General features: G+C 25.3%; 13 protein-coding genes. 1 reads left to right on the top strand and 12 read right to left on the bottom strand.

The window, feature by feature from the left end:
• Positions 1 to 38: 38 nt before the first annotated feature.
• The 9 genes from MFL_RS01655 to MFL_RS01615 all read right to left on the bottom strand — a co-directional run bounded on the left by MFL_RS01655 (position 39) and on the right by MFL_RS01615 (position 15,424).
• A complete protein-coding gene (locus MFL_RS01655; protein ID WP_164919782.1) occupies positions 39 to 710 on the bottom strand; it encodes a GntR family transcriptional regulator in 672 nt (223 codons plus the stop codon).
• 94 nt (positions 711 to 804) lie between these two features.
• Positions 805 to 1,827 carry an alpha/beta hydrolase gene (locus MFL_RS01650; RefSeq protein ID WP_011183212.1) on the bottom strand — a complete coding sequence of 341 codons (1,023 nt, stop codon included), beginning with the start codon at positions 1,825 to 1,827 and terminating at the stop codon, positions 805 to 807.
• Positions 1,828 to 1,859: 32 nt separating this feature from the next.
• Positions 1,860 to 4,577, bottom strand: a complete 2,718-nt coding sequence (locus MFL_RS01645) for a DEAD/DEAH box helicase family protein (RefSeq protein ID WP_011183211.1) — start codon at positions 4,575 to 4,577, stop codon at positions 1,860 to 1,862.
• A 101-nt stretch (positions 4,578 to 4,678) separates the two neighbouring features.
• Complete coding sequence (locus MFL_RS01640; RefSeq protein WP_011183210.1) at positions 4,679 to 6,088, bottom strand: glycoside hydrolase family 1 protein; 1,410 nt, start codon at positions 6,086 to 6,088, stop codon at positions 4,679 to 4,681.
• A gap of 11 nt (positions 6,089 to 6,099) precedes the next feature.
• Positions 6,100 to 8,649, bottom strand: coding sequence for a PTS glucose transporter subunit IIA (locus tag MFL_RS01635; protein ID WP_011183209.1), 2,550 nt, complete (start codon positions 8,647 to 8,649; stop codon positions 6,100 to 6,102).
• 96 nt (positions 8,650 to 8,745) lie between these two features.
• Entirely contained in the window at positions 8,746 to 9,504 is a 759-nt protein-coding gene (locus MFL_RS01630; RefSeq protein ID WP_011183208.1) for a MurR/RpiR family transcriptional regulator, read from the bottom strand.
• Between the two features lie 9 nt (positions 9,505 to 9,513).
• Positions 9,514 to 12,240 carry a DNA topoisomerase IV subunit A gene (gene parC, locus MFL_RS01625; RefSeq protein WP_011183207.1) on the bottom strand — a complete coding sequence of 909 codons (2,727 nt, stop codon included), beginning with the start codon at positions 12,238 to 12,240 and terminating at the stop codon, positions 9,514 to 9,516.
• Positions 12,241 to 12,255: 15 nt separating this feature from the next.
• On the bottom strand, positions 12,256 to 14,199 hold the full coding sequence (gene parE / locus MFL_RS01620; protein ID WP_011183206.1) for a DNA topoisomerase IV subunit B: 1,944 nt from the start codon (positions 14,197 to 14,199) through the stop codon (positions 12,256 to 12,258).
• A gap of 10 nt (positions 14,200 to 14,209) precedes the next feature.
• Positions 14,210 to 15,424, bottom strand: coding sequence for a DNA cytosine methyltransferase (locus MFL_RS01615; protein ID WP_011183205.1), 1,215 nt, complete (start codon positions 15,422 to 15,424; stop codon positions 14,210 to 14,212).
• Positions 15,425 to 15,501: 77 nt separating this feature from the next.
• Here MFL_RS01615 and MFL_RS01610 point away from each other — a divergent pair, with 77 nt between their 5' ends.
• Positions 15,502 to 16,860: a MutH/Sau3AI family endonuclease gene (locus tag MFL_RS01610; protein ID WP_011183204.1), complete on the top strand. Its 1,359-nt coding sequence runs from the start codon at positions 15,502 to 15,504 to the stop codon at positions 16,858 to 16,860.
• A gap of 18 nt (positions 16,861 to 16,878) precedes the next feature.
• Here the strand turns inward: MFL_RS01610 and udk are convergent, their stop codons facing one another.
• Genes udk through dcm form a run of 3 tightly spaced genes read right to left on the bottom strand, consistent with a single transcriptional unit; the run spans position 16,879 to position 21,422 of the window.
• Positions 16,879 to 17,505, bottom strand: a complete 627-nt coding sequence (gene udk / locus MFL_RS01605; RefSeq protein WP_011183203.1) for a uridine kinase — start codon at positions 17,503 to 17,505, stop codon at positions 16,879 to 16,881.
• Between the two features lie 13 nt (positions 17,506 to 17,518).
• A complete protein-coding gene (locus MFL_RS01600) occupies positions 17,519 to 20,026 on the bottom strand; it encodes a DUF262 domain-containing protein (RefSeq protein WP_011183202.1) in 2,508 nt (835 codons plus the stop codon).
• Positions 20,027 to 20,054: 28 nt separating this feature from the next.
• A complete protein-coding gene (gene dcm / locus MFL_RS01595) occupies positions 20,055 to 21,422 on the bottom strand; it encodes a DNA (cytosine-5-)-methyltransferase (protein ID WP_011183201.1) in 1,368 nt (455 codons plus the stop codon).
• Between the last annotated feature and the right edge of the window lie 193 nt (positions 21,423 to 21,615).

Below are 21,615 nucleotides of genomic sequence, written 5' to 3'. Positions count from 1 at the left end.
AATTGGTTTTAGTGAGTGTAACTTGTAGTAACAAGATTTTAAACGTTTGCTATGTATCCAAAATTTAAATATTCAATTGGTCTTTTATCTAATGAGCATTGCAATACTATTTCATCATTATGATAAATTACGGAATATTGACAAACAATAAAATCATTTTCATTAATACTAAAAAAATCAGCATCAAATTTTGTAGCTTTTTCTATTTTGATAAAATTATATGATTTTTTAAATTCAAAATCTTTTTTTAGATAATTAACAACTGATTTTTTTATTTCTTTAAGATCCATATTTAAAATTAGTTTATTATTCAAAAAAACATATGATAAATGTCTTTGTTTATTATTTAAATATCTTGCTTTTGTAAAACAATTATAATCATTTTTATTTAATTTATAATTTTCAACAAATCAATTAGGTAATTCAATTTTGAAGTCAAGAATTTCATTTTTATATTCTGAATGAGGATACTTTTTATCTAATCCTATATTTTTCATTCAGTATTTTTTGTCATTTACAAAATACCCCTTACCATGAATACTATACAGATAACCATCAACTACTAATTCCTTGTAAACATCTCTAGCTAAAGTTCTTGAAACATTAAATTTTATGCATATTTGATTTTCTGAAAGCATTTTTTGGTCTGCACTAAATTCATTACTTAGTATTTTATTTTCAATGTAAGAATATATATAACCATGATCCATTTGAAAAAACCTCATTTCTAATATCATTATACTTATTTTATGATTAAATTGAATTCCTTTAAAGTTAAAATAAAAAACACCATTTGGTGTTTATTTACTTTTTATTTTTTCTCATTATTTCTCTTACAAAATCAATTGTTATTAATATATATTCTTCTTGATGATCAACTATTGAACTGCTGTGCTCTGAATCATCAAATATTTTAATTTTATTATTATTTGAATCTTTACTTTTTTCACAATACATAACTATTGAATTATTATAATCAATAAATGAATCTAATTTACCATGAATAAATAAAACTGGTAAATCTCTAAATGAATTTAAATTATTCTGTAAATTCATATCTTTTAAATTAGTTTTTGAATATCTTTTGAAGAATCAATTAATTTTAAATGATGAAATTCATCAAGGTAATCACTTAAAGTATTTTTTTAAGAAAAATCTAATTTGTTCTACTGGTTGAGTTAAAGCACAATCTGAAATTAATCAATCGATTTTATTTACTTGATAATATTGTTGTGCTCAATAAACAGCTGTAGCTGCTCCCATACTTACCCCAATAATACCTAACTCATCAACATCATTATTATTTTTAACTCAATTAATAACTTCATTTAAAACTTTTGAATTTGTTACTCCAAGATCAGAATATTTACCATATGTTTTACCATGAGCATATGCATCAAATGATATTACGTTATATCCCTTTTTATAAAATTGAATAGCGTTTCTAACACCCATATACTTATTTCTTTTAAATCCGTGTAATGCAACAACTCATTTATTTGAATTATTTTTCAAGATTAAACAACTTATACTTGCTTCTTTTGACCCTATTTCAAATTCTTCAATTTGATCTTTAGTAAGTTCTCAATTTTTTAGTTTCTTTTCTTTTATATCTGTTAAGTAATGATTTAAAGTATTTACTTCTTGTCCGTTTTCATCAGTACCTGCCCTTGGATATTTGAATAAGTATGGAGTAAAGAATTTTGATAGTATGGCACTAACAATAAAAACTATAGGAAATAAGATAATTGTTCCTAAAACTTTTAAAAAAGTATATTTATATTTTCTAATTTGTTTCTTTGCTTTTTTGTAATTTATATTTTCCATTATTGTTTCCGCCTTTAATACTTTAATTTAGTTTATTTTAACTTAAATTTAGCTGTAAGAACATCATCAATTAACATTTTTTCAAATTTACCAATACCTACAAATTTATAAAGCTTTAAATATAAGTTCTTTTTGTTGACGTTTTGTTGATCTTGAATAAACAAGTATTTTTTAATATATTCATTTTCAAAATCACTAACTATTTTATTTTTAATTGTCATTTTTTCAGGTAAAGATCAATAGAATATATTATTCAATTCATCATATTTAGTTTTTTTACCATAATTATCACTGTCTTCATCAGCTAAAATGATTTGTTTTGAGTTATCAAAAGTTAAAAACCCTGCTTGAAATGTCAAAACTTTCATTTCAGTTCGATAATGTAAAAAGTTAGTACGATTAACTAATGATAAAACTTGTTTTACAGTATAAGTTGAATTTATATTCAATCCTATTTCATACTCGTTTTCAAAAATTAAAGTTTCATTATCTAATTTGTATTTAAGAATCATTACTAACTCTTCTACAATCACTTTATGCTCATCAATAAAGTTTTTTACTAAATCATTAATTTTTAAATAGTTAGGATAAATATCTAAAAATTTATCAAAACTAGTTATTTCATATAAACAAGAAGTAATTAATAAATTATCTAAGTCTAAGTTAATTTCATTACTTGATAATTGGTTTGATAGTCTTTTATAAAAGTAATCAATAATTTTATGATTATTTAAGAATAAAAACTGTTTTAAAATGTTTTTGTTTCTATTAGTGTTATTTTCATTTTGATTAAAGTTATTAATTTGTTTAGCAATTGGTATAAATAAGTTATCTAAATTATTATAAAAATCTATTAAAGTTAAATCATAATCTTTCAATATATTATTAAGAGCTTTTTCTTTAAATCTTTCATAATATTCAACAATATATGATTTCATTGAGTTTTTATTTAAATATCAACTCTTCATACTGTTAATAATAATTTCTTCAGTATGCTTTTCTAAGTTAATTGTGCAATTATAAGGTAAACCTTCTTTAGCACTAATTGACTTACTACTTCTAATAGCAGGATTAAATAAATTTCTAATTCCTAAAGTAATATCATATTTATTATCTATATTAGAAATTAGATCATATACTTCTAGTTTATTTTTAAGTTCTGTTTTTCTTAAACCTCTACCAAGTTGTTGTAAATATACTGTTTTAGAATTTGTTGGTCTTAACAAAATAATAGTATTAATTTCAGGAATATCTACTCCTTCATTAAAAATATTAACAACACATAAATAGTTAATTCTTCCTGTACTAAATTCATGTAAGATTCTTTTACGATCTTTTGTATTTTGTGAAGTTAAAACTTCTGCTTTTAAATTCTTTGAGTTTAAGTAATTTGATATATTAATAGCATGTTCTACTGTAACACAAAAGATTAATGCTGTTGGTCTTGCATAAACACCTAAATATTTTTCAATTGTTTTAAATAACAATTCATTTCTAGAATCAGTGTTAACTACTTTAAAAATATCTTTATCAGAGTTTAAATTAACTCCTTGTAAATTAGTATTAGTATCATCTATACAATAATAATCAAATGGACATAATAGTTTTTGATCAATAGCATCTCATAGTCTTAATTCAGTAGCATATTCATCATCAAAATATGCTTTAATATCTTTATTGTCTTCTCTTTCAGGAGTTGCTGTTAAACCTAAGATTTGTTGAGGTTTAAAATAGTTAAATACTTTATCAAAAGTATTTGCTGCTATATGATGAGCTTCATCATATACAATAATGTCAAAATCGTTTGGTTTGAATTTATTCAATCTTGTGGACAAGGTTTGAATTGTTGCAAATAGGTGAATTGGTTTTTCACTATTAATACTTCCATCATACATAACTTCACCAAATTTATTATTCTCAAGCACATGGCGATAAGTTTTGATTGCTTGGTCAACTATTTCTCTTTGATGTGCTAAAAATAGGATTTTAAGGTCCTTTTTAGCTTGTCCTGATTGTCTTTTGTAATCAAATGCAGAAACTAGTGTTTTGCCTGTTCCTGTGGCCATAATGACTAAGTTTTTATTTTTATTAATATGTCTTCGATAACTTAGTTTATCAATAATTTCTTTTTGAAATTTATATAAGTATTTTTTAGTTAAATTATTAGATAATAATTCTATTTTTGATTGAACTACTGCTTGCTGGTTTTCTTTAATCTTTTGAATTAATAATTCTCTTTCAAACTCATTTGAAAAATCAACAAATTCTTCATTTCATAAATTATCAAATTCATTAATCATTTTATTAATTAATTCTTTATTATTTTGTTCTGTTAATTTAATATTTCATTCTCTTCCAGAAATCATTCCCTTAACAGTTAAATTAGAAGAACCCATAATTGCAGTTGATAATTCATGATTTCGTTTAAAAATTGAAGCTTTTATATGAATTCTTTCACTAGTTCTTTCTAAGTTATCTTCTATTTTTATTTTGATATTAGAATACTTATCAGCTAATAGTTTAAGTTCATTCAAATTATTATATTGAGCTAGATCATCAAATGTTGTTGAGATAATTTTAATTTGAATATTGTTTTTTGCACAGAATTCAAAAGTTGGAGCTATTTTATTAAGGATACTTTTAGATATAAAAGGATAAATTAAATAAACTTCATTAGAAGTTAATATTTCATTATTTATTTCTTCTAGTAATTTTTGTTCATCTTTATTTGTAAATAGTTTTTCTTTCATTTGTTCTCCATGTTTTGTTAATTTTCTCATACTTTTAAACAAAAATGTAGTACTTAGGAAATCATGCCATAAGTACTACACTTAAAATTAGAATTAAAAAATTAATATTTTATTTTTTTAATATATTCTTTATATCAATAAAAACTTTTTTTGGGATATCTTTTCATTTCCTTCAAATCTTTTTCTGTTCTATCAACATAAATAAAACCGTATCTTTTTGAAAAACCTTGATGAGATGAAACAATATCAATAGCTGTTCAAGCATTATATGAGATAATTTTTATTCCTTCTGAAATACATTTTCTTAATTCATTTAAATGTTTTTCATAATATTGAATTCTATAATCATCATCTACAGTATTATTTTCGTTTAATTGCTCTGAATGTCCTAATCCATTTTCAGTAATCATTAAAGGTAGTCTATATCTTTCATACATTTCCCTCATTGTTACCCTAAAACCAGTTGAATCAATATCTCAACCATATTCAGTTTTTTCTAAATTTGGATTTTCACAATAACTAAACATACCAGGCACATCAAATAATCTTTGTTGATCAATTAATTCTTCAACTTCAATAAAATTATTAATTTCACTTTTTACTGTTGCAGAAGTATAATAGTTAAACGCTATAAAATCAGGCTTAGCTTTTTTTAGAATTTCATAATCACCTTTTCTAAAATCAGGTAAAAAATTATTGTCTTCTAAATATTTATACATTATTGGGTTATATTCGCCTCTAACAATAGCATCTAAATAATATCAATTTCTCATAACAGATGCATTCATTGCTGCTAAGTAATCTTGAGGTTTATTTGAATTGGGATAAATTGAAACAATGTTTAAAGCAGGTGCTATTAAACAATTAGGAAAATTATTATGCATCTCTTCCATAACTAATGCTTGCGCAATAAACATATTATGAGATTGATTATAAAGCTCATTTTGATTGAATTTTTTATCTCCTCCATTTAAAAACTTCATTTTGCTTCCTATCATTATCATGACATTTTGTTCATTTATTGTTAGCCAATACTTAACTTTTTTAGCATATTCATTAAATAACACTTTTGAATATTTTAAGAAAGCTTTTACTATCATATCACGATTACTTCAGCCACCTTTTTGTTGTAATGAAAAAGGTAAGTCAAAATGATATATTGTAACAATTGGTTCAATCCCATTTTTCTTTAACTCATCTATTAAGTTATGATAAAAAATAATTCCTTTTTTATTTATTTCACCATCTCCATCAGGAATAATACGGGTTCAAGAGATTGAAAATCTGAAAGATGACAATCCCATTTCTTTAAGCAAAGCAATATCCTCTTTGTAATTATTATAGAAATCCGCAGCTACTGAAAAATCAGAATATTTTTCACTAATTTTTTTAACATCTTGAATTGATAAACCTTTACCATCTTTTGTTGAAGCACCTTCTGCCTGAAAAGCAGAAATTGAAGCGCCTCACAAAAAATCATCATCAAATTTTTTAAGTTTTTTAATTTCCATATTTATTCTCTCTATCTATTATTTAAAAGATTTTTTTTAACATTTTTTTGATTAAAAAATGTTTCTTGTTTTTCAGTTATTAAGTAATTTATATCAATTGAATGTATTGCATTAAAATAATTGCTATTTAAATCATTAATATCATTAAGTTCTATTTCTTTTGATATTTTAAGTAAAATTTCATTAGTTAACTCCATAAATTTATCTTGATGATCTTTTAATCAGTTTTCCAAATTAACATTGGCTTTTTTTACTTCATTTAATTCATTTATTAATTTCTCAATTTTAGAATTTTGTTTGAAGTTTACTAATTCGTCATAAATTTTTTTAGCATTTAATAAGTTATTTTTTTCATTTGCTCTAATCATTTTTTCATTCAATTTTTGTTGAGCTTTTTCATCTTTAGAATTTAATAAATCTATTGTTGCTTCTAGTTTTGAAATTTTAATATAACTATCTTCAACTTTTTTGATTTTTTCTATATCATCTTTTTTAACAAAATTTTGTATTAAAGATAATTTTTCATCAAGCAATTTTTCAACTTCATTATTTTTTAAACCAGTTTTTAATGCATAATTTTTAATAATTACTCTGCTAATTTTTTTAATTGATTTTAATTCTGAAGGTCTTTCTTGATAAATAAACAAACAAATAATTGCAGCAGATGAGGCAGCTATTAATAAAGAAACAACAAACATTGCTACATTCATTGGACCACCAGCGATATAACCTACTATTGAGAAAATACCATATCCTCCTGAATGCATTAATCTAACGTTTAAAATTCCAGAAAATAAACCTGCCAAACCAGCGCCTAAACAACCTGCTATAAAAGGTCTTCCTTTTGGTAAAGTAATTCCATAAATTATAGGTTCAGTAATAGCAATAACACCAGGTGTTAAATTAGCTATACAAGTTGCTTTTAGTTGTGAGTTTTTAGTCATTATCATAACCCCAATCATTGCTCCAAGTTGACCGTAACAACCATACATAATAGCAGGTGAAATAACTTGAGGTGTACCCTGCATTAATCCAATTGATAAAGGCATAGCTATTGCTATATGCATACCTGATATAACAAAAGGTTGCCATAATATAGCATATATAGCTACTCCAATTCCAAACGGAATTGATCCTAATCATCCAACAATAACTGCAAGTCCTTGTTCAACTAAAAATAAAGATGGACCAACAATAAAGAATGCTAATAACATAGTTGTTAAAAATGCGATCATTGGTCTAAAAATTATATCTACTACAGAAGGCATTCACGTTTTTATTCATTTGTCTAGATAAAAGAATATTATATTTGCAGCTATATGTGGCATTATAGAACTTGTAAATGCTTGAACCTTAATTGTAGTTGAACCAATTGTAAATAAAGGTCATGAAGTTCCTTGTCATATGTATGGATTAGCTAATGCTAATCCTATTAATATTGACATTATTGTATTACCACCCAAATATTTCATGGTGTTATAACCAATAAATATCCCTAGAAATTTAAAAGCAATTTCAGTTATTATAAAAAATATTGCTGAAAAAACATCTGCATCTGTTAGAGAAACTTGTCCTTCTTTTGCTATTCCTGTTACTATTTCAGGCATTGCTCCTGCCTGCACAAGTATTGCTTTAAGTCCCATTAACATACCAACTGTTATAAATACAGGTAAAGTTGGAACCATAATACCAGAGATTGCACCTAAAATAGCTTCTTTCATTGGTTTTTTAGGTTTTATTTTCTGTTCAAAACCTTCTTGTTTTTTAGAAGTTTTTGATATATTTTTATTTGAAACATAATTTTCAAAAGCATCTTTAACTTTTTGAACTTCTCCTCCAATAATTATTTGAATTTCTTCTCCATTTCAATTAACACCTTTTACTATTGGCATTTTTTTTATTGCTTCTGTGTTAACAATTTGTTTATCTTTTACATAAAAACGAAGTCTAGTCATACAATTATAAACTTTTGAATAATTAGACTCAGTCCCTATGTATTCATATATACTTTCTGCAGATTTTTCATATTTATTTTTAAATTCAAAAGTAGTTAGATCATTACTTTCTTCATTTATTTTTTTCTCTTCAACTTTAACAAATTCTCCTATAGGTTGGCCTCTTTTAACTTTTCCTTTTAAGTCTAACGGTTTAAATTTTCATTCAGAAAACTCTTTTGTGTCAATTAATATAGGTGTTGCAACATTAACATCTTGTTTTTTACACATTTGTAAATCAACTGAAACAATTTTAGTTGCTAAAGTCAACTTATCTCCAACATTTGATAATGTTTTAAAGGGTTTACCTTGATGTTTTTCAGTATCTAAACTAATATGCATAAGAATATTAGGACCATTTTCATGTTCAAAATAATAAGCGTGCTTAGTAGCTGTAACAAGTTTTAACTCACCTTTATCAATAGGTGAATAAAATTCTTTTGATTCAGGAATTATATAAACCCCTTCACCAAGCATTCCTTCTGAAAAAACACCATCTTTTAAGTCTTTAATTTTACCTATAACTCCATTTACAGGAGCATAAATGATAATTTTTTTATTTTTCATACTTTTTTTCCTTTCACTTAAATATTATTTTTTAATCTTTTTAAAACTTAAAAGAAAGCAAACAAAAAAACCACTTTTATTTTTTTAAAGTGGTTTTTACAATAATAACGAAATTATTGAAACATAGTTATCTAAAATAATTCTTCTATATGTATGATCGCTCCCTAATTTAGGAACATCTAAAATAATTACATTTTCTTGCATATCAAATTTTTCTATTTGACTTCTTGAAGAAAAAATAAAAATATTTTTAGTCATTTTTTTTGTTACAGCAAAAATATATTGCATCATTTCATTGTCTTGACCTGAAACAAAAAATATTGCTAAATCTTTCTCAGTTAAATTTTGAGCATTTTTATAAGCAAAAAGTTTTAATTCATTTTTTAAAACATTGTCAAACTTTAATGATAATAGATCTTTAAAATAATTTGCTATATCATCTAACTGATAACTAGAATTTATAACAATTTTATTTGCCTTTTTCATGTTAGCAACTAATTTAATTATTTTTTCATCTTCTTTTTTTTGTTCATTTAAAAATTCATTTAAAATTTCTCTATACTTATTTATTTTTTGCTTATCACTTTTTGCTCCAATTTCGCTTTGAAAAGTTTTATTATAAAAATTATTTTCCATTTTAAGTAAGATTAATAATTCTCTATATCCTGAATAACCTAAATTTTTTGAATAAACTGTTATTGTTGATTCTGAAACATTGCATTCTTCAGCTAATTCTTTGATTGTTAAAAAATTTCCACTGAAAAAATTTTGGTAAAGAACTTTAGAAATTATTGATTGAATTTTAGAATCATCATGATTCTTGTATTTTTCAATTTTATGAATTAAAGACTCCATAGTAACTCCTTATTCCTCTAATAGATCACTTAAGTCTAATTGAAATTCATCTTTAACTTCTTTTTTAGGTTTTGATTTGCTTGGTGTTCCTAAAACTGAAGAAATATCTCCTAGTAAATCACTTAAACCACCAGTTAACGATTGAATACGTTTTTCGCTTTCTTCTTTAATATTTTTGCTTACCACTACTTTAGCTGACACTTTACCTTTGTTAGCTTCTTGACGTGCTCTAATTTCTTCTTTAGACACATATCCTTCAGCATCATCATCAGCATTTAAAGCACCTGGGGGCATATCGTTTGGTTTAACCTTATTAATTTCACTTAAACTAGCGAATGCAACATCTTTAATATCAAAATCACCAGTTACACTAGTTAATTCAATATGACGATATTTATTAACGTTAACTTCTTGATACATATCTTGAGTATCAATTGCTTTAATAATGTTTTCTTCATTTGCATTAAAGTTAAATGCAAATGTAATGTATTCTGTTCCACGTTTACGTTCTGGTAATACTCTTATTCCACGTTTTGGTCTAATATAGATTGGTAAATCTTCATTTCTGAATTTTTTAACTCCGTCTTTTTCAGTTAAATACATAATAGTATCTTCACTTGTTAATCCTAAACCAGCAACTATGTAATCTTCTTTTAGATTAGCTGCTTTAACACCTTTTGAATTAGTTCCTTGAACTGGAATATCTTCAATATGGTATCTTACTCCATAACCATTTCTTGTAATAATTCCACAAGTTCTAGTTTTTGAAGTAATTAGACTAGCACTAACAATTTCATCAACTGCATCTAATTTCATTATTCTAAATGCACGTGTAAAGATTTTTGTTTCTAAATCTTTAACTGGTATACGTTTAATGTTTCCATTTTTACTTGTGATTAAGATTTGTTGTAAAGCTTCAGCAAAATCTTTAACTACAAATGCACTAACAATATGTTCACTAGGATCCATTGTAGCAATAGTGTTAACATGAACTCCCATGTCTCTTCATTTACTCATTGGTAGTTTATATAAAGGAATTGAATAATATGTTCCTTTGTTAGTAACTAAGATTAAATGTTGTAAGTTACTTACTTCACCAGCTGCAATTCACATATCATTTGGTTTTCTTCCAAATACAGCAGGATCGTTTTTACTAATTAGTTTTGATTCAATAGCTTTTAAATATCCATCTTTTGAAATTCATAAGTTATATTCATGTTCAACTAATACTTCTTTTTGCTCAACATCTAAGTTTTCAATACTATCTTCAACAATTGATCTTCTTGGAGTTGGGAATTGTTTTTTAACTTCTCTTAAACGGTTAATGATTTCATTATCCATTACTTCTTCACTATTTAAAATAGCTTTTAATTTAGCAATGTTTACATCTAATTCTTCTTTTTCATTTTGTAGTTTAACCACATCAGTTGAAGTTAAACGATATAGTCTCATATCAACAATAGCTGCTGCTTGAGGTTGAGAGAATACAAATTTTGAAATTAAGTTTTCAATAGCATCACTTCTGTTTGTTGAACTTCTAATTACTGAGATAACTTGATCCAAAATACTCATTGCTTTAATTAAACCTAAAATGATTTCTAAACGTTTTTCAGCTTTATTTAAATCAAATTGAGTTCTAAATGTAAATACTTCTTTATAGTGAGCAATATATGCATGAATTAATTCAATAATTCCTAATTGTTTTGGTTGTAAATCAACAATAGCCACATTGTTATAGTTATATGAAATACTTAATGGAGTTGATTTGAATAAGAATTTTCTAACTGTATCTAAATTAGCTTTATCACTTAAATCAATTGCTATTCTTAATCCATTTCGATCAGTTTCATCTCTTACTTCTAAGATCCCTAAACCGGGATTAGCATCAATAACATCACCAATTTTTTTAACTAAATCTTGTTTAACAACTTCATATGGGATTTCATCAATAATGATATTATTATCTTCTTCATGTCATTTTGAATTAACAATAACTTTACCTTTACCAGTTGTAAATGCATCTTTAATTCCATTACGTCCTTGAACAGTTCCTCCAGTTGGAAAATCTGGTCCTTTAACAATTTCTAAAATAGTGTCTATTCTAGTGTTTGGAGTTCTAATTAATTTAATTGTTGCATCAATAATTTCACCAAGGTTGTGTGGAGGCATATTTGTAGCATATCCAGCAGCAATCCCTGTTGATCCATTAACTAAAATGTTAGGGAAATAACTTGGTAAAACAGTTGGTTCTTTTTCACTATCATCAAAGTTAGGCGCAAACTTAACTGTATTTTTATTTAAGTCATCTAACATTAAATCACTAATTTTAGCTAAACGAGTTTCAGTATAACGCATTGCAGCTGCATTATCACCATCAATAGAACCATTATTACCTTGCATGTCAATTAAAGGCATTCCTAGTTTTCATCATTGACTCATACGAACCATTGCATCATAGATTGATGTATCACCATGTGGGTGGTACTTACCAATAACTTCTCCAACTACTCTAGCTGATTTTTTATATGGTTTATCATAAGTTAGATTTAATTCATTCATTGCATATAAAATACGTCTTTGAACTGGTTTTAAACCATCTCTAGCATCTGGTAATGCACGTTCTTGAATAATGTATTTAGCATATCTACCAAATCGTTCACCCATTAAGTCTTCTAAAGCATAACTAATTATTCCTTTTTCAGATTCAATATTTGAATTATCTATTTTTTTTGCCATGTATATTTCTCCTTTCTAGTTATTTTCTTGTTTCTCATTTAAGATGATTGCATCATCATTATCTTCTAAAGTGAATTTAACATTTTCTTGAATTCATACTTTACGTTTTTCAGCATCTTCACCCATTAAAGTTCTGAATGATTTTTCTGCCATTAATGCATCTTCAATAGTTACCACAATTAATTTACGTTGTGCTGGATTCATTGTTGTTTCTCATAATTGATCAGCATTCATTTCCCCAAGTCCTTTATAACGTTGGATTTCATATTTTTTAGTAGCTGTTTTAGCAAAATCAGCTAATTCTTGTTCATCTCATAAATAAATAAATTTACGATCTGAAAAAGTTAATTTATATAGTGGTGGTAATGCAATAAAAACATGCTTATTAATAATCAAATCTTTCATATACCTGTAAAAGAATGTTAATAATAAGGTTTGAATATGTGCCCCATCAGTATCAGCATCGGTCATAATAATTACTTTTCCATAGTTAATGTCACTAACATCAAAGTCTTGGCCAATTCCAGCACCAATTGCAGTAATAATTGTTTGAATTTCTTCATTTTTCATTAATTCTGTTAATTTAGCTTTTTCAGAGTTAATAACTTTTCCTCTTAAAGGTAGAATAGCTTGGAATGTACGATCTCTTCCTGATTTTGCACTTCCTCCAGCTGAATCCCCTTCAACAAGATATAATTCATTAATTTCTTTTTTTCTTCCTTGAGCTGGAGTTAATTTACCTAGCATTGCTCTTGTAGTTTTTTTACCTTTTGAATCACGAATTGCTTGTCTTGCTTTACGAGCTTCTTCTCTAGCTCTTCTTGCCAACATTGCTTTTTCAATAATTTTTGTAGCTGGTACTTTATTTTCAATTAATCAGAAGTTCATAAAGTCATAAGTAACTTGTTCAACAGCTGTTTTAGCATCTGGTGTTCCTAACTTACCTTTAGTTTGCCCTTCATACTCAATTAAGTCTTCAGGAATTTTAACAGTAACTATAGCTACTAATCCTTCTCTTAAATCATTTGAATCTAATCTTGGATCTTTATCCTTTAAGATTTTATTATTTTTAGCATAATCATTAATTGCTCTAACTAATCCAGTTTTAAATCCAGTAATGTGTGTTCCACCATCTCCAGTTTTAACATTATTAGCAAAACCTAAAATAGTTTCATTAAAATCTTCAGTATATTGAATACAAATTTCTGAAGCAATTCTTTTTGATTCTCCAGTAATAACAACAGGATCAGTAATATGAGTAAATTCACTTGATAATTCCTTAACAAACTCTACTAAACCATTTTCAAATTGATATTCAACAAACTTATCATTAACTTTGTCTGATATTGTAATTTTTAAACCTGAGTTTAGTAAAGCTGATTCTTTTAATCTTTCACTAATTGTTGTGAAGTTAAATTTTGTAGTATTAAAAATTGAATCATCTGGTAAGAAGTTAACAACAGTACCAGTTTTGTTAGTTGTTCCAACTTCTGTTAAAGGAATATTTAATTTTCCTCCATTAGTAAATTCAATTTCATTAACTTTTTTATCACGATAAATTGTAACATTAAATTTTTTAGATAAAGCATTAACAACAGATGACCCAACTCCGTGAAGTCCTCCAGATGTTTTATAACCACTTCCACCAAATTTTCCTCCAGCATGAAGTACACTAAAAATAACTTCAGGTGTTGGTCTTCCTGTTGAGTGCATCCCAATTGGAACTCCACGACCATTATCAGCGACAGTAACACTTCCATTTTTTTCTAAAGTTACGTTAATTTCTGTACAATATCCTGCTAAAGCTTCATCGATTGAGTTATCTACAATTTCTCATACTAAGTGGTGTAGTCCTCTAACATCAGTTGAACCAATATACATCCCTGGACGTTTTCTAACAGCTTCTAAACCTTCAAGGACCTGAATGGCCGATTCATCATATTTTACTTCTTTTGCCATAATAATCTCCTTATTTTTTTATTTCGTTATTTTTTTCACTTAAACAATCAGCTATTTTTGCTACTAATGGAACCACAAGAGCATTTCCCATACAAAAATATCTTTGTCTTTCTGTCATTACGTCAGAAGTCCAATTATCGGTAAAACCATTTATTCTTTCAGCTTCTAATGGTGTTATCCTTCTAATACCTTTAATTCCTTTTGAATTAGTATCTTCAATAAAATGCGATGCTCTATTTATTGTTCCTTCAGATGTCAACATTGTTCTTGATGGCATATTTATATTTTCAAGTATTGACATCTTACCTTCAGAGTAAAAATATTTTTCACCATTAGGTTTTGTTCTAGGAATTTTTTTGCTATCTTTTAAAATACTTATTTTTTGTATTTGTTCTTCAGTTAAAAAATATGAATCATCAACTTTATCTTCTAATATATCTTTTAATTTTTTTTGTTTTCCTTTAAAAAGTGGAACGAAATCTCCTGAAATTATTTTTCCGTCTATCATTACTCCAAAATTTAAAAATTTTCCATAATTATAATTTTCAGTAACATCAACTTTATCTGAAAAAATATTTAAGTCAATTTCTTTTTCTAATATAAACTTTTTAACTTTAAAACCTTTTCTGAATATTCCTTTATGAAATGCATCTGAAATATTTAATTCCTTCTGAATATTTAATTTTTCTTTTCTTCAAGCAAGAATAAATACTCTTCTTCTTCTTTGAACATAGCCATAATCACCAGCATTTATATTCATTCACTCGACGTTATAACCTTTTTCGTCAAGATCTTTAAGTATTATTGCAAAGTCTCTTCCTCTTTTATTTGAGGGAGACTTTAATAATCTATCCACGTTTTCAAGAAAAACAAAATTTGGTTTATGCTTTTCTAAAATTCAAGAAATTTCTCATCAAAGCACACCTTTTTTTCCTTCAATACCTTTTGAGTTTGTAGTTGCTACCGAATAATCTTGACAAGGAAATCCTCCAACAAGTAAATCAAAATCGTTTGGTAATTTTTCTTTTGCAAACTGAATATCTTCATTAGATAAAATGTGCTTTTTAAAATTTTTATTAAGTGCATTAAAAGCAAATTGATTTTTAGTTGAAGGTTCTCACTGGTTTGAAAAAATAACTTCATAATTACCTTTTGATTTCTTCAATGCAAGAGAAAATCCACCTACTCCTGCAAATAATTCAACGACTTTGATTTTATCAGACATTATTTCACACTCTTTCATAAAATATTTTATAATAACATTAATAAATTATACACTAAAATAGGAAGAGAAAATATAATATGAATAAGACAATAGATGATATATTTCGTAGAGCAAAAGAAGCGGAAAATAAACAATTAGGAGAAATAATTAATTTTGATGAAATTGATTATAAACTTAAAGATAAAGGAAGAATAGGAAATTTAATTCAAAAGTATTATTTCAATATTGACATAAATAACAGATCTGAAAGCGATTTTAAAGAGTTAGGTTTAGATTTAGAATTAAAAGTTACTGGTTTAAAACAAAACAAGAAAAAACAGTGAATTGCAAAAGAAAGAGTTTCTCTTTCAATGATTGATTTTAATAATATAGAAAAAGATTTTACTGATTCAAAGGTTCTTAATAAAAATAAAAATATACTTTTAATAGGTCACGAATACAACAAGGACAAAAATCGTAAAAATTTAAAAATCATAAAATCTATACTATGAAAGTATGAAAATATTTCTGAAAATGAAAAAAAAATTATTGAAAATGATTACTCAATAATTTATCAAAAAATACAAAATGGAATTGCTCATGAGCTTTCTTGTTCAGACACTAAAATTTTAGAAGCGACAACAAAGGGGCAAGGTAAAAATAAAGATTTAAGAAATCAACCAAATAGTGATTTTAAAGCAAAAAGTAGAGCTTTTGCTTTAAAAAAGTGATATGTAAATTACATTTTAACAGGAAGTGATTTTGAAAGTATAAATGCTTATTTTAATACTTCTAGTTTAAAAGCTTATAACTTTTTAAAGAATTTTATAAACGCAGATTTATCTGATTATGCTAAAAAAAATAATATCAATACTTCTGCAAAACAAGCAAACGGAATAATTCTAAAAAAGATGTTAGAAGAATATGATGATTCAATTTTAGAACTAATTAGTGAAGATCAAATAAAAGTAAGAACCATGAGACTAAGTAAATCTGGTGAAATAACACAGGAAAGTATGCCAATTTCGTCTCATCACATTAAAATTGATGAAATATTAAAAGAAAACAAATTTGAGGATTCTTTATTTTATCAAGAGCTTACAAAACCATATATTATAGTTACAATAGATGAAAATATTTTTAGTAAAAAAATCATTAAAGATGTCGTTCTGCTTGATGGTATTATTTCAAAAAAAGATATTAATGAAAGAATTTATAAAAATGCAGAGAACATTTGAAAGCAAACAAAACTTTCTTTTGAAACAATAAATAAAGGTAAAAAAGAAGATTTTATTCTAACTAAACAAAAAGAAGACAAAGATTTTCATTTAAGACCTAAAGCAAAAAATTCAAATGCCAAAAATAAATATGAAAATTCTAATTTAACATTTCAAGCATTTTGATTAAATCGCAAAACAATTTCATTTTTAATCAAAAAACATAGAGGCCTTATTTAAAAAGACATCTATGTTTTTTTACTCTGTTAACAATGTTAATATTTTAGTTGCTACTAAATCAACTGCAACTTCATTCCCCTCTTTATAAGGAATTATTAAATCAGCGTATTCAATACTTGGCCCAATAAATGCATCATGCATTGGTTTAACTTCATTTAAGTATTGTTCAACAACACTTTCTAAAGTTCTCCCTCTTTCATTTACATCTCTTTGTAAACGTCTAATAAACCTTAAATCATTAGCTGTTTTTATAAAAATTTTGATATCTCCAAGTTTTCTAATCTCTTTAATAGCTAGTGCAAAAATTCCATCAAGTATTACAACATCACTAGGTTTAACTGTAATTGTTTCTTTGGTTCTTGAAGAAGTTTTAAAATCATAAACCGGCACCTTGATTGGTTGATAGTCTTTTAAAGCTTGCAAGTCATTTAAAAGTAGTTCAGTATCCACACTATTTGGATGATCAAAGTTTATTTTCCTTCTTTCTTCTAAAGTCAATTCACCAAAATCTTTATAATAATTATCCATTGAAATATGAGTTACCGATTTACCTTTTAAAATTTCATTAGCTATTCTATCAGCAACAGTTGTTTTTCCTGATGCTGTTCCACCAGCTATAAGTATTAAAGTTACATTTTTTGACATTTTTCTACTCCTATTATTTATAATAAATATTTTCAGAAATTATTTTAGCTAATGCAACGGTTCTTTCTTGAATCTCATCAAAACCAAACTTATTGATATTATTTAAATTTTTCTTTTCATTATAATCAAATATTAATTCAGCTAATGGATTACTTCAAAGTATATATTGCTTCCTTTTTTCTTCAAAATCATTATTAGAAATCTTTGAATTTTCTTTACTTTTGTCTAATATCATATAATTACCCAATTTATCTAAATAAACTGAATGTTTTTCTAAAATATCTTTTTCAGTCAAACTTTCATTTTCCTTTAAGTATTCAATTCATTTTGTTTTTTTTATAGTTCTAGGCATTATATGTTCAAGAGAGTTTTTATCTCTTTTAATTTCTCAATTATTGATTAAAAAACTTTCCAATCTTTTTAAAATTACCATTGCCACATTTTTATCTTGAACTTTTTTGTTTATTAAGTTTTCAAAAAATAAATCTTTATTAGGCATTTTCAATTCATTGTTTTCTAATAATAATCTTCTTTGGTCATTATTTAAAAATGCAAACGCATCAGTTGCTTCTAAATTTAATCATTTTCTAATCATATTTGGTATTTCACTTTGTACAGAATGATTATCAATGTCGAATGTATTTAAAAATCTAAATAATCTCAATATTGGTTTTGTTAAAGATTGTCCAGTTCCATAAACTTGAAGTAGAGCTATCAATCATCTTTCAAATTCAAATAAAGTATCTTTCATTAAATTCACTTTTTCTGAATAATTTAATGTTTTATTATAAGAATCTCAATTATTTTTAGCATATAAGTCAATAAAATAATACAAAATAAAAATCGAAACTTCTTTATGCGATATATTTGAAACATTATATCTTATTGGGTATAAAATATCATTTGTGTCATTTTCATAACTTTTTGATATAAATGATTTAGTTATAAAAACATATTTACCTATCTCTGATACTATTTTTTTATACTCTTCTAAAGATAAGTTTTGTTTACCTTCATAAATTTTTTTAAAATGCTTTAAAATTGATTTTTTATTTTTGCTCAAAGTATTATCTGATGCTTTAAAATTTAACATCTTATATTCACAAAAACCAAATAAAAAGTTTTCTTGTACCTTTCTCGTTTTAGCTTCATCTAACTTCATATCATTAAAAGAAATATAATCATTAAATATTCTAGTTATTTCTAATTCATTATTTATATAAATTTCTTTATCTACTAAATTAAATAAAAAGTTTTTTATCATATCAAACGAATCTAATTCAGTCCCTTTAGAATTAAGTGTTTCAAAAATTTCCATTTCTTCTGCTGGAGTTTTATTAAAATCAACACATGAAATTAGAAACTTATATGCATATCTATTATAAAAAGAAAGTAATTCATCTTGATTCAATTCTTTAATTCTATCGTGTATAGCATTGTAATTTTTAGCTGCTAATGATTTATTATGTAGCTCAAAAGAATTTATTGTTTTTAATCTTTCGACGTAACTAACATTAGAATTTAATATAAAATTAAGAGCTTCATTTTCTTCTTTAACTCCTGTAACATTTTTATATTTTTCTGCACACCCAATTTCTTTGAAAGTTTTTTCTAATTCTAAAGGTGTATCCATTACTGTTTCTTCATAAGAATTATTTTTTTTATCATTTCAAACATCATATATTGCTCTAAATATAATTAAAGAGGTAGTTACTCTTTGTTGCCCATCTATTAATCTTATTGTTCTTATTTTTTCATTATGTTTAGATTCCTCTATAGTAACTGCTATAGTTCCAAAATATTCGTCATCAATTTGATCAATTTTAGAAATGATATTTTCTATAAGCTCTAAGCAAGTTTCTGATTCTCATCTATATTTTCTTTGATACGATGGTATAAAAAAACTTATTTCTGAATTTAAAACAAAAGAACTTAAATTTATTTTCCCTAGTTTTATAGATGTTGTATCTAATTTTTTATCTTCCTCTAAAATTTCATCTATAAAATGACCCCTTTTATTTCATGAAGAAAGTAAACCTTTTTCATCAAACTCATTTATTTCAAAGTCTAAATCATCAAAAAAATTAATTAAAAATGATAAAACTATATCAAAACACTTCAGTAAATGTATTGTATCCATAAAACTTCTGTTTATGACAAATTCAGACGCATGACCACCATCATTATTTCTTCAATTTCTTATATATTCAAAAGTTGAATATATAATTTTAGGTATGTTAACATTTGTAAACTTTTCTGACTCAAGTTTTTTTTCTCGTATATATAAACTTCTTATTTTATCAAATAGATTTTTAGCTCCTCTTTCATCTAATGGACAATAAATATCATATTTTTCTAATATGCTCATCATTTTTGATTCTAATATAATTATTAAATCCACTGAAACGTCATTAGCTATTCTTTCATTATCACCTGTTATTTTTTCCTCTACTAATGCTATTTTTTCTTTTTCAAATTCATTTAAATATGGTTGAAATTTATTAAATATTCTTTTTTTCATATTACCCCTTTTTTAAAATTATATCTTTTTATCCTTTAAATGTTTTATTTTCTATATCTGCAATTACTTTAAAAATAGAAGTTAAAACATTGACAGATATACTGTTCCCGCTTTGTCTGTAAAGTATACTGTCAGTAAAAGTTTTTTTTCTTACACTTACACTAAAATTAATTTGCTCAGCTTTTGATAAAACTTTATCAAAATCATTCTCTGAAAAACCCATTAACATATAACACTCTCTAGGCGTTAAAAGTCTAAAATTTGCTTTCCTAATTTGTTTTTTTTCATTATATCTATTTTGCAAATCTGTACCTTTTAAGTTTATGATTCCGCCATTAGGATCTCTATCTTGTTTAGTTGTTATAGTTGAAGAAAAATTTGAATACGTTTTTCCATTTTGGATATATATATTTTTAGAATGTTTTTCAATATTTGTATTTTCCTGTGTTGAAAGCATTTTATTATTTAAAAAAATTCTTTTTCTACTATCAGTTCTATTAGGAATTGCATTTATTGCTTCATTTTTGTATTTTTCTATTGAATAATCCTCTCTCAGCAATTCATGTGTTTTTTTATATATGCCTATTTCTTTAGAAATATCAAATGGTGTTTTTTCTTCTTTAATGCTTGTTCTTTTACTTTCTAAAAAAGTATCCTTAAATTCTTTAGTTACATCTTTTCTAACGCTCAACGCAAAAACTCTTTTACGATTTTGTGGGCAACCATATTTGTTTGCTTCTAATACGTAAGTTTGAGTATTATATCCAATTGAATTTAAAAAATCTAATCACATTAAGTAATCATCTTTATGTCTTTCCGAAATCATGTTATTAACATTTTCTAAAAGCAAATATTTTGGTAATTCTTTTTTTGCTTTAAGTTCTTTTAATATTCTTTCAATTTCTCATAAAAGACCTGATCTTGTTCCACTATTTTTTTTCATTCCTTGATTTTTCCCATGAAAGCTTCCTGCAGTAGATAAATCTTGGCATGGAAATGAATAAGTTAATAAATCTATCTTACCTACTTGAGATGATATCATATTGCCAGTAACGCCAACTATACTTCCTAAATTGTTTGAATTTTTAATAGAGTTATATAAATTTTGTTTTATTATTATCGGTAATTTGATTACTTGTTCATTTGTAAGCGGAGTTTTTGAATCTCTTGAATGTGTAAATTTAATTAAAAAGTCATTAATCTCTTTCTCACTAATATTTTTTGTATGATCTATATTTTTATTATGAATTGCATTATACGCTATATTGGCTCATATATCTCATTCGCTCGTTCCAACAACTTCATAATTTATATAATTATTTTGTTTTAAAATATCTAAAGCTTTATGTTGAGCACCTATACCTGAAAACGTTTCGAAAACTTTTATTTTTTCCATGAATACCCCTTTTTATTTGCATAAAATTATTATAACAGTTTTATTTTTTAAAAACAGCGCACCTTCTTTTAAACATAAAAAAATCACCGGTTAGGGTGATGTGTCTGGCTAAAATATAATTGATAATTAAGGAAAGGCGGTGCCAGACACGTTATAATTATATACTTATTGACTTTTAATTTAAATACTAAGA

The sequence above is a fragment of the Mesoplasma florum L1 genome, assembly GCF_000008305.1.
GTDB lineage: Bacteria > Bacillota_I > Bacilli_A > Mycoplasmatales > Mycoplasmataceae > Mesoplasma > Mesoplasma florum.
The sequence above is the reverse complement of the archived record's forward strand: the minus strand, read 5'-3'. Positions and strand labels throughout refer to the sequence as shown.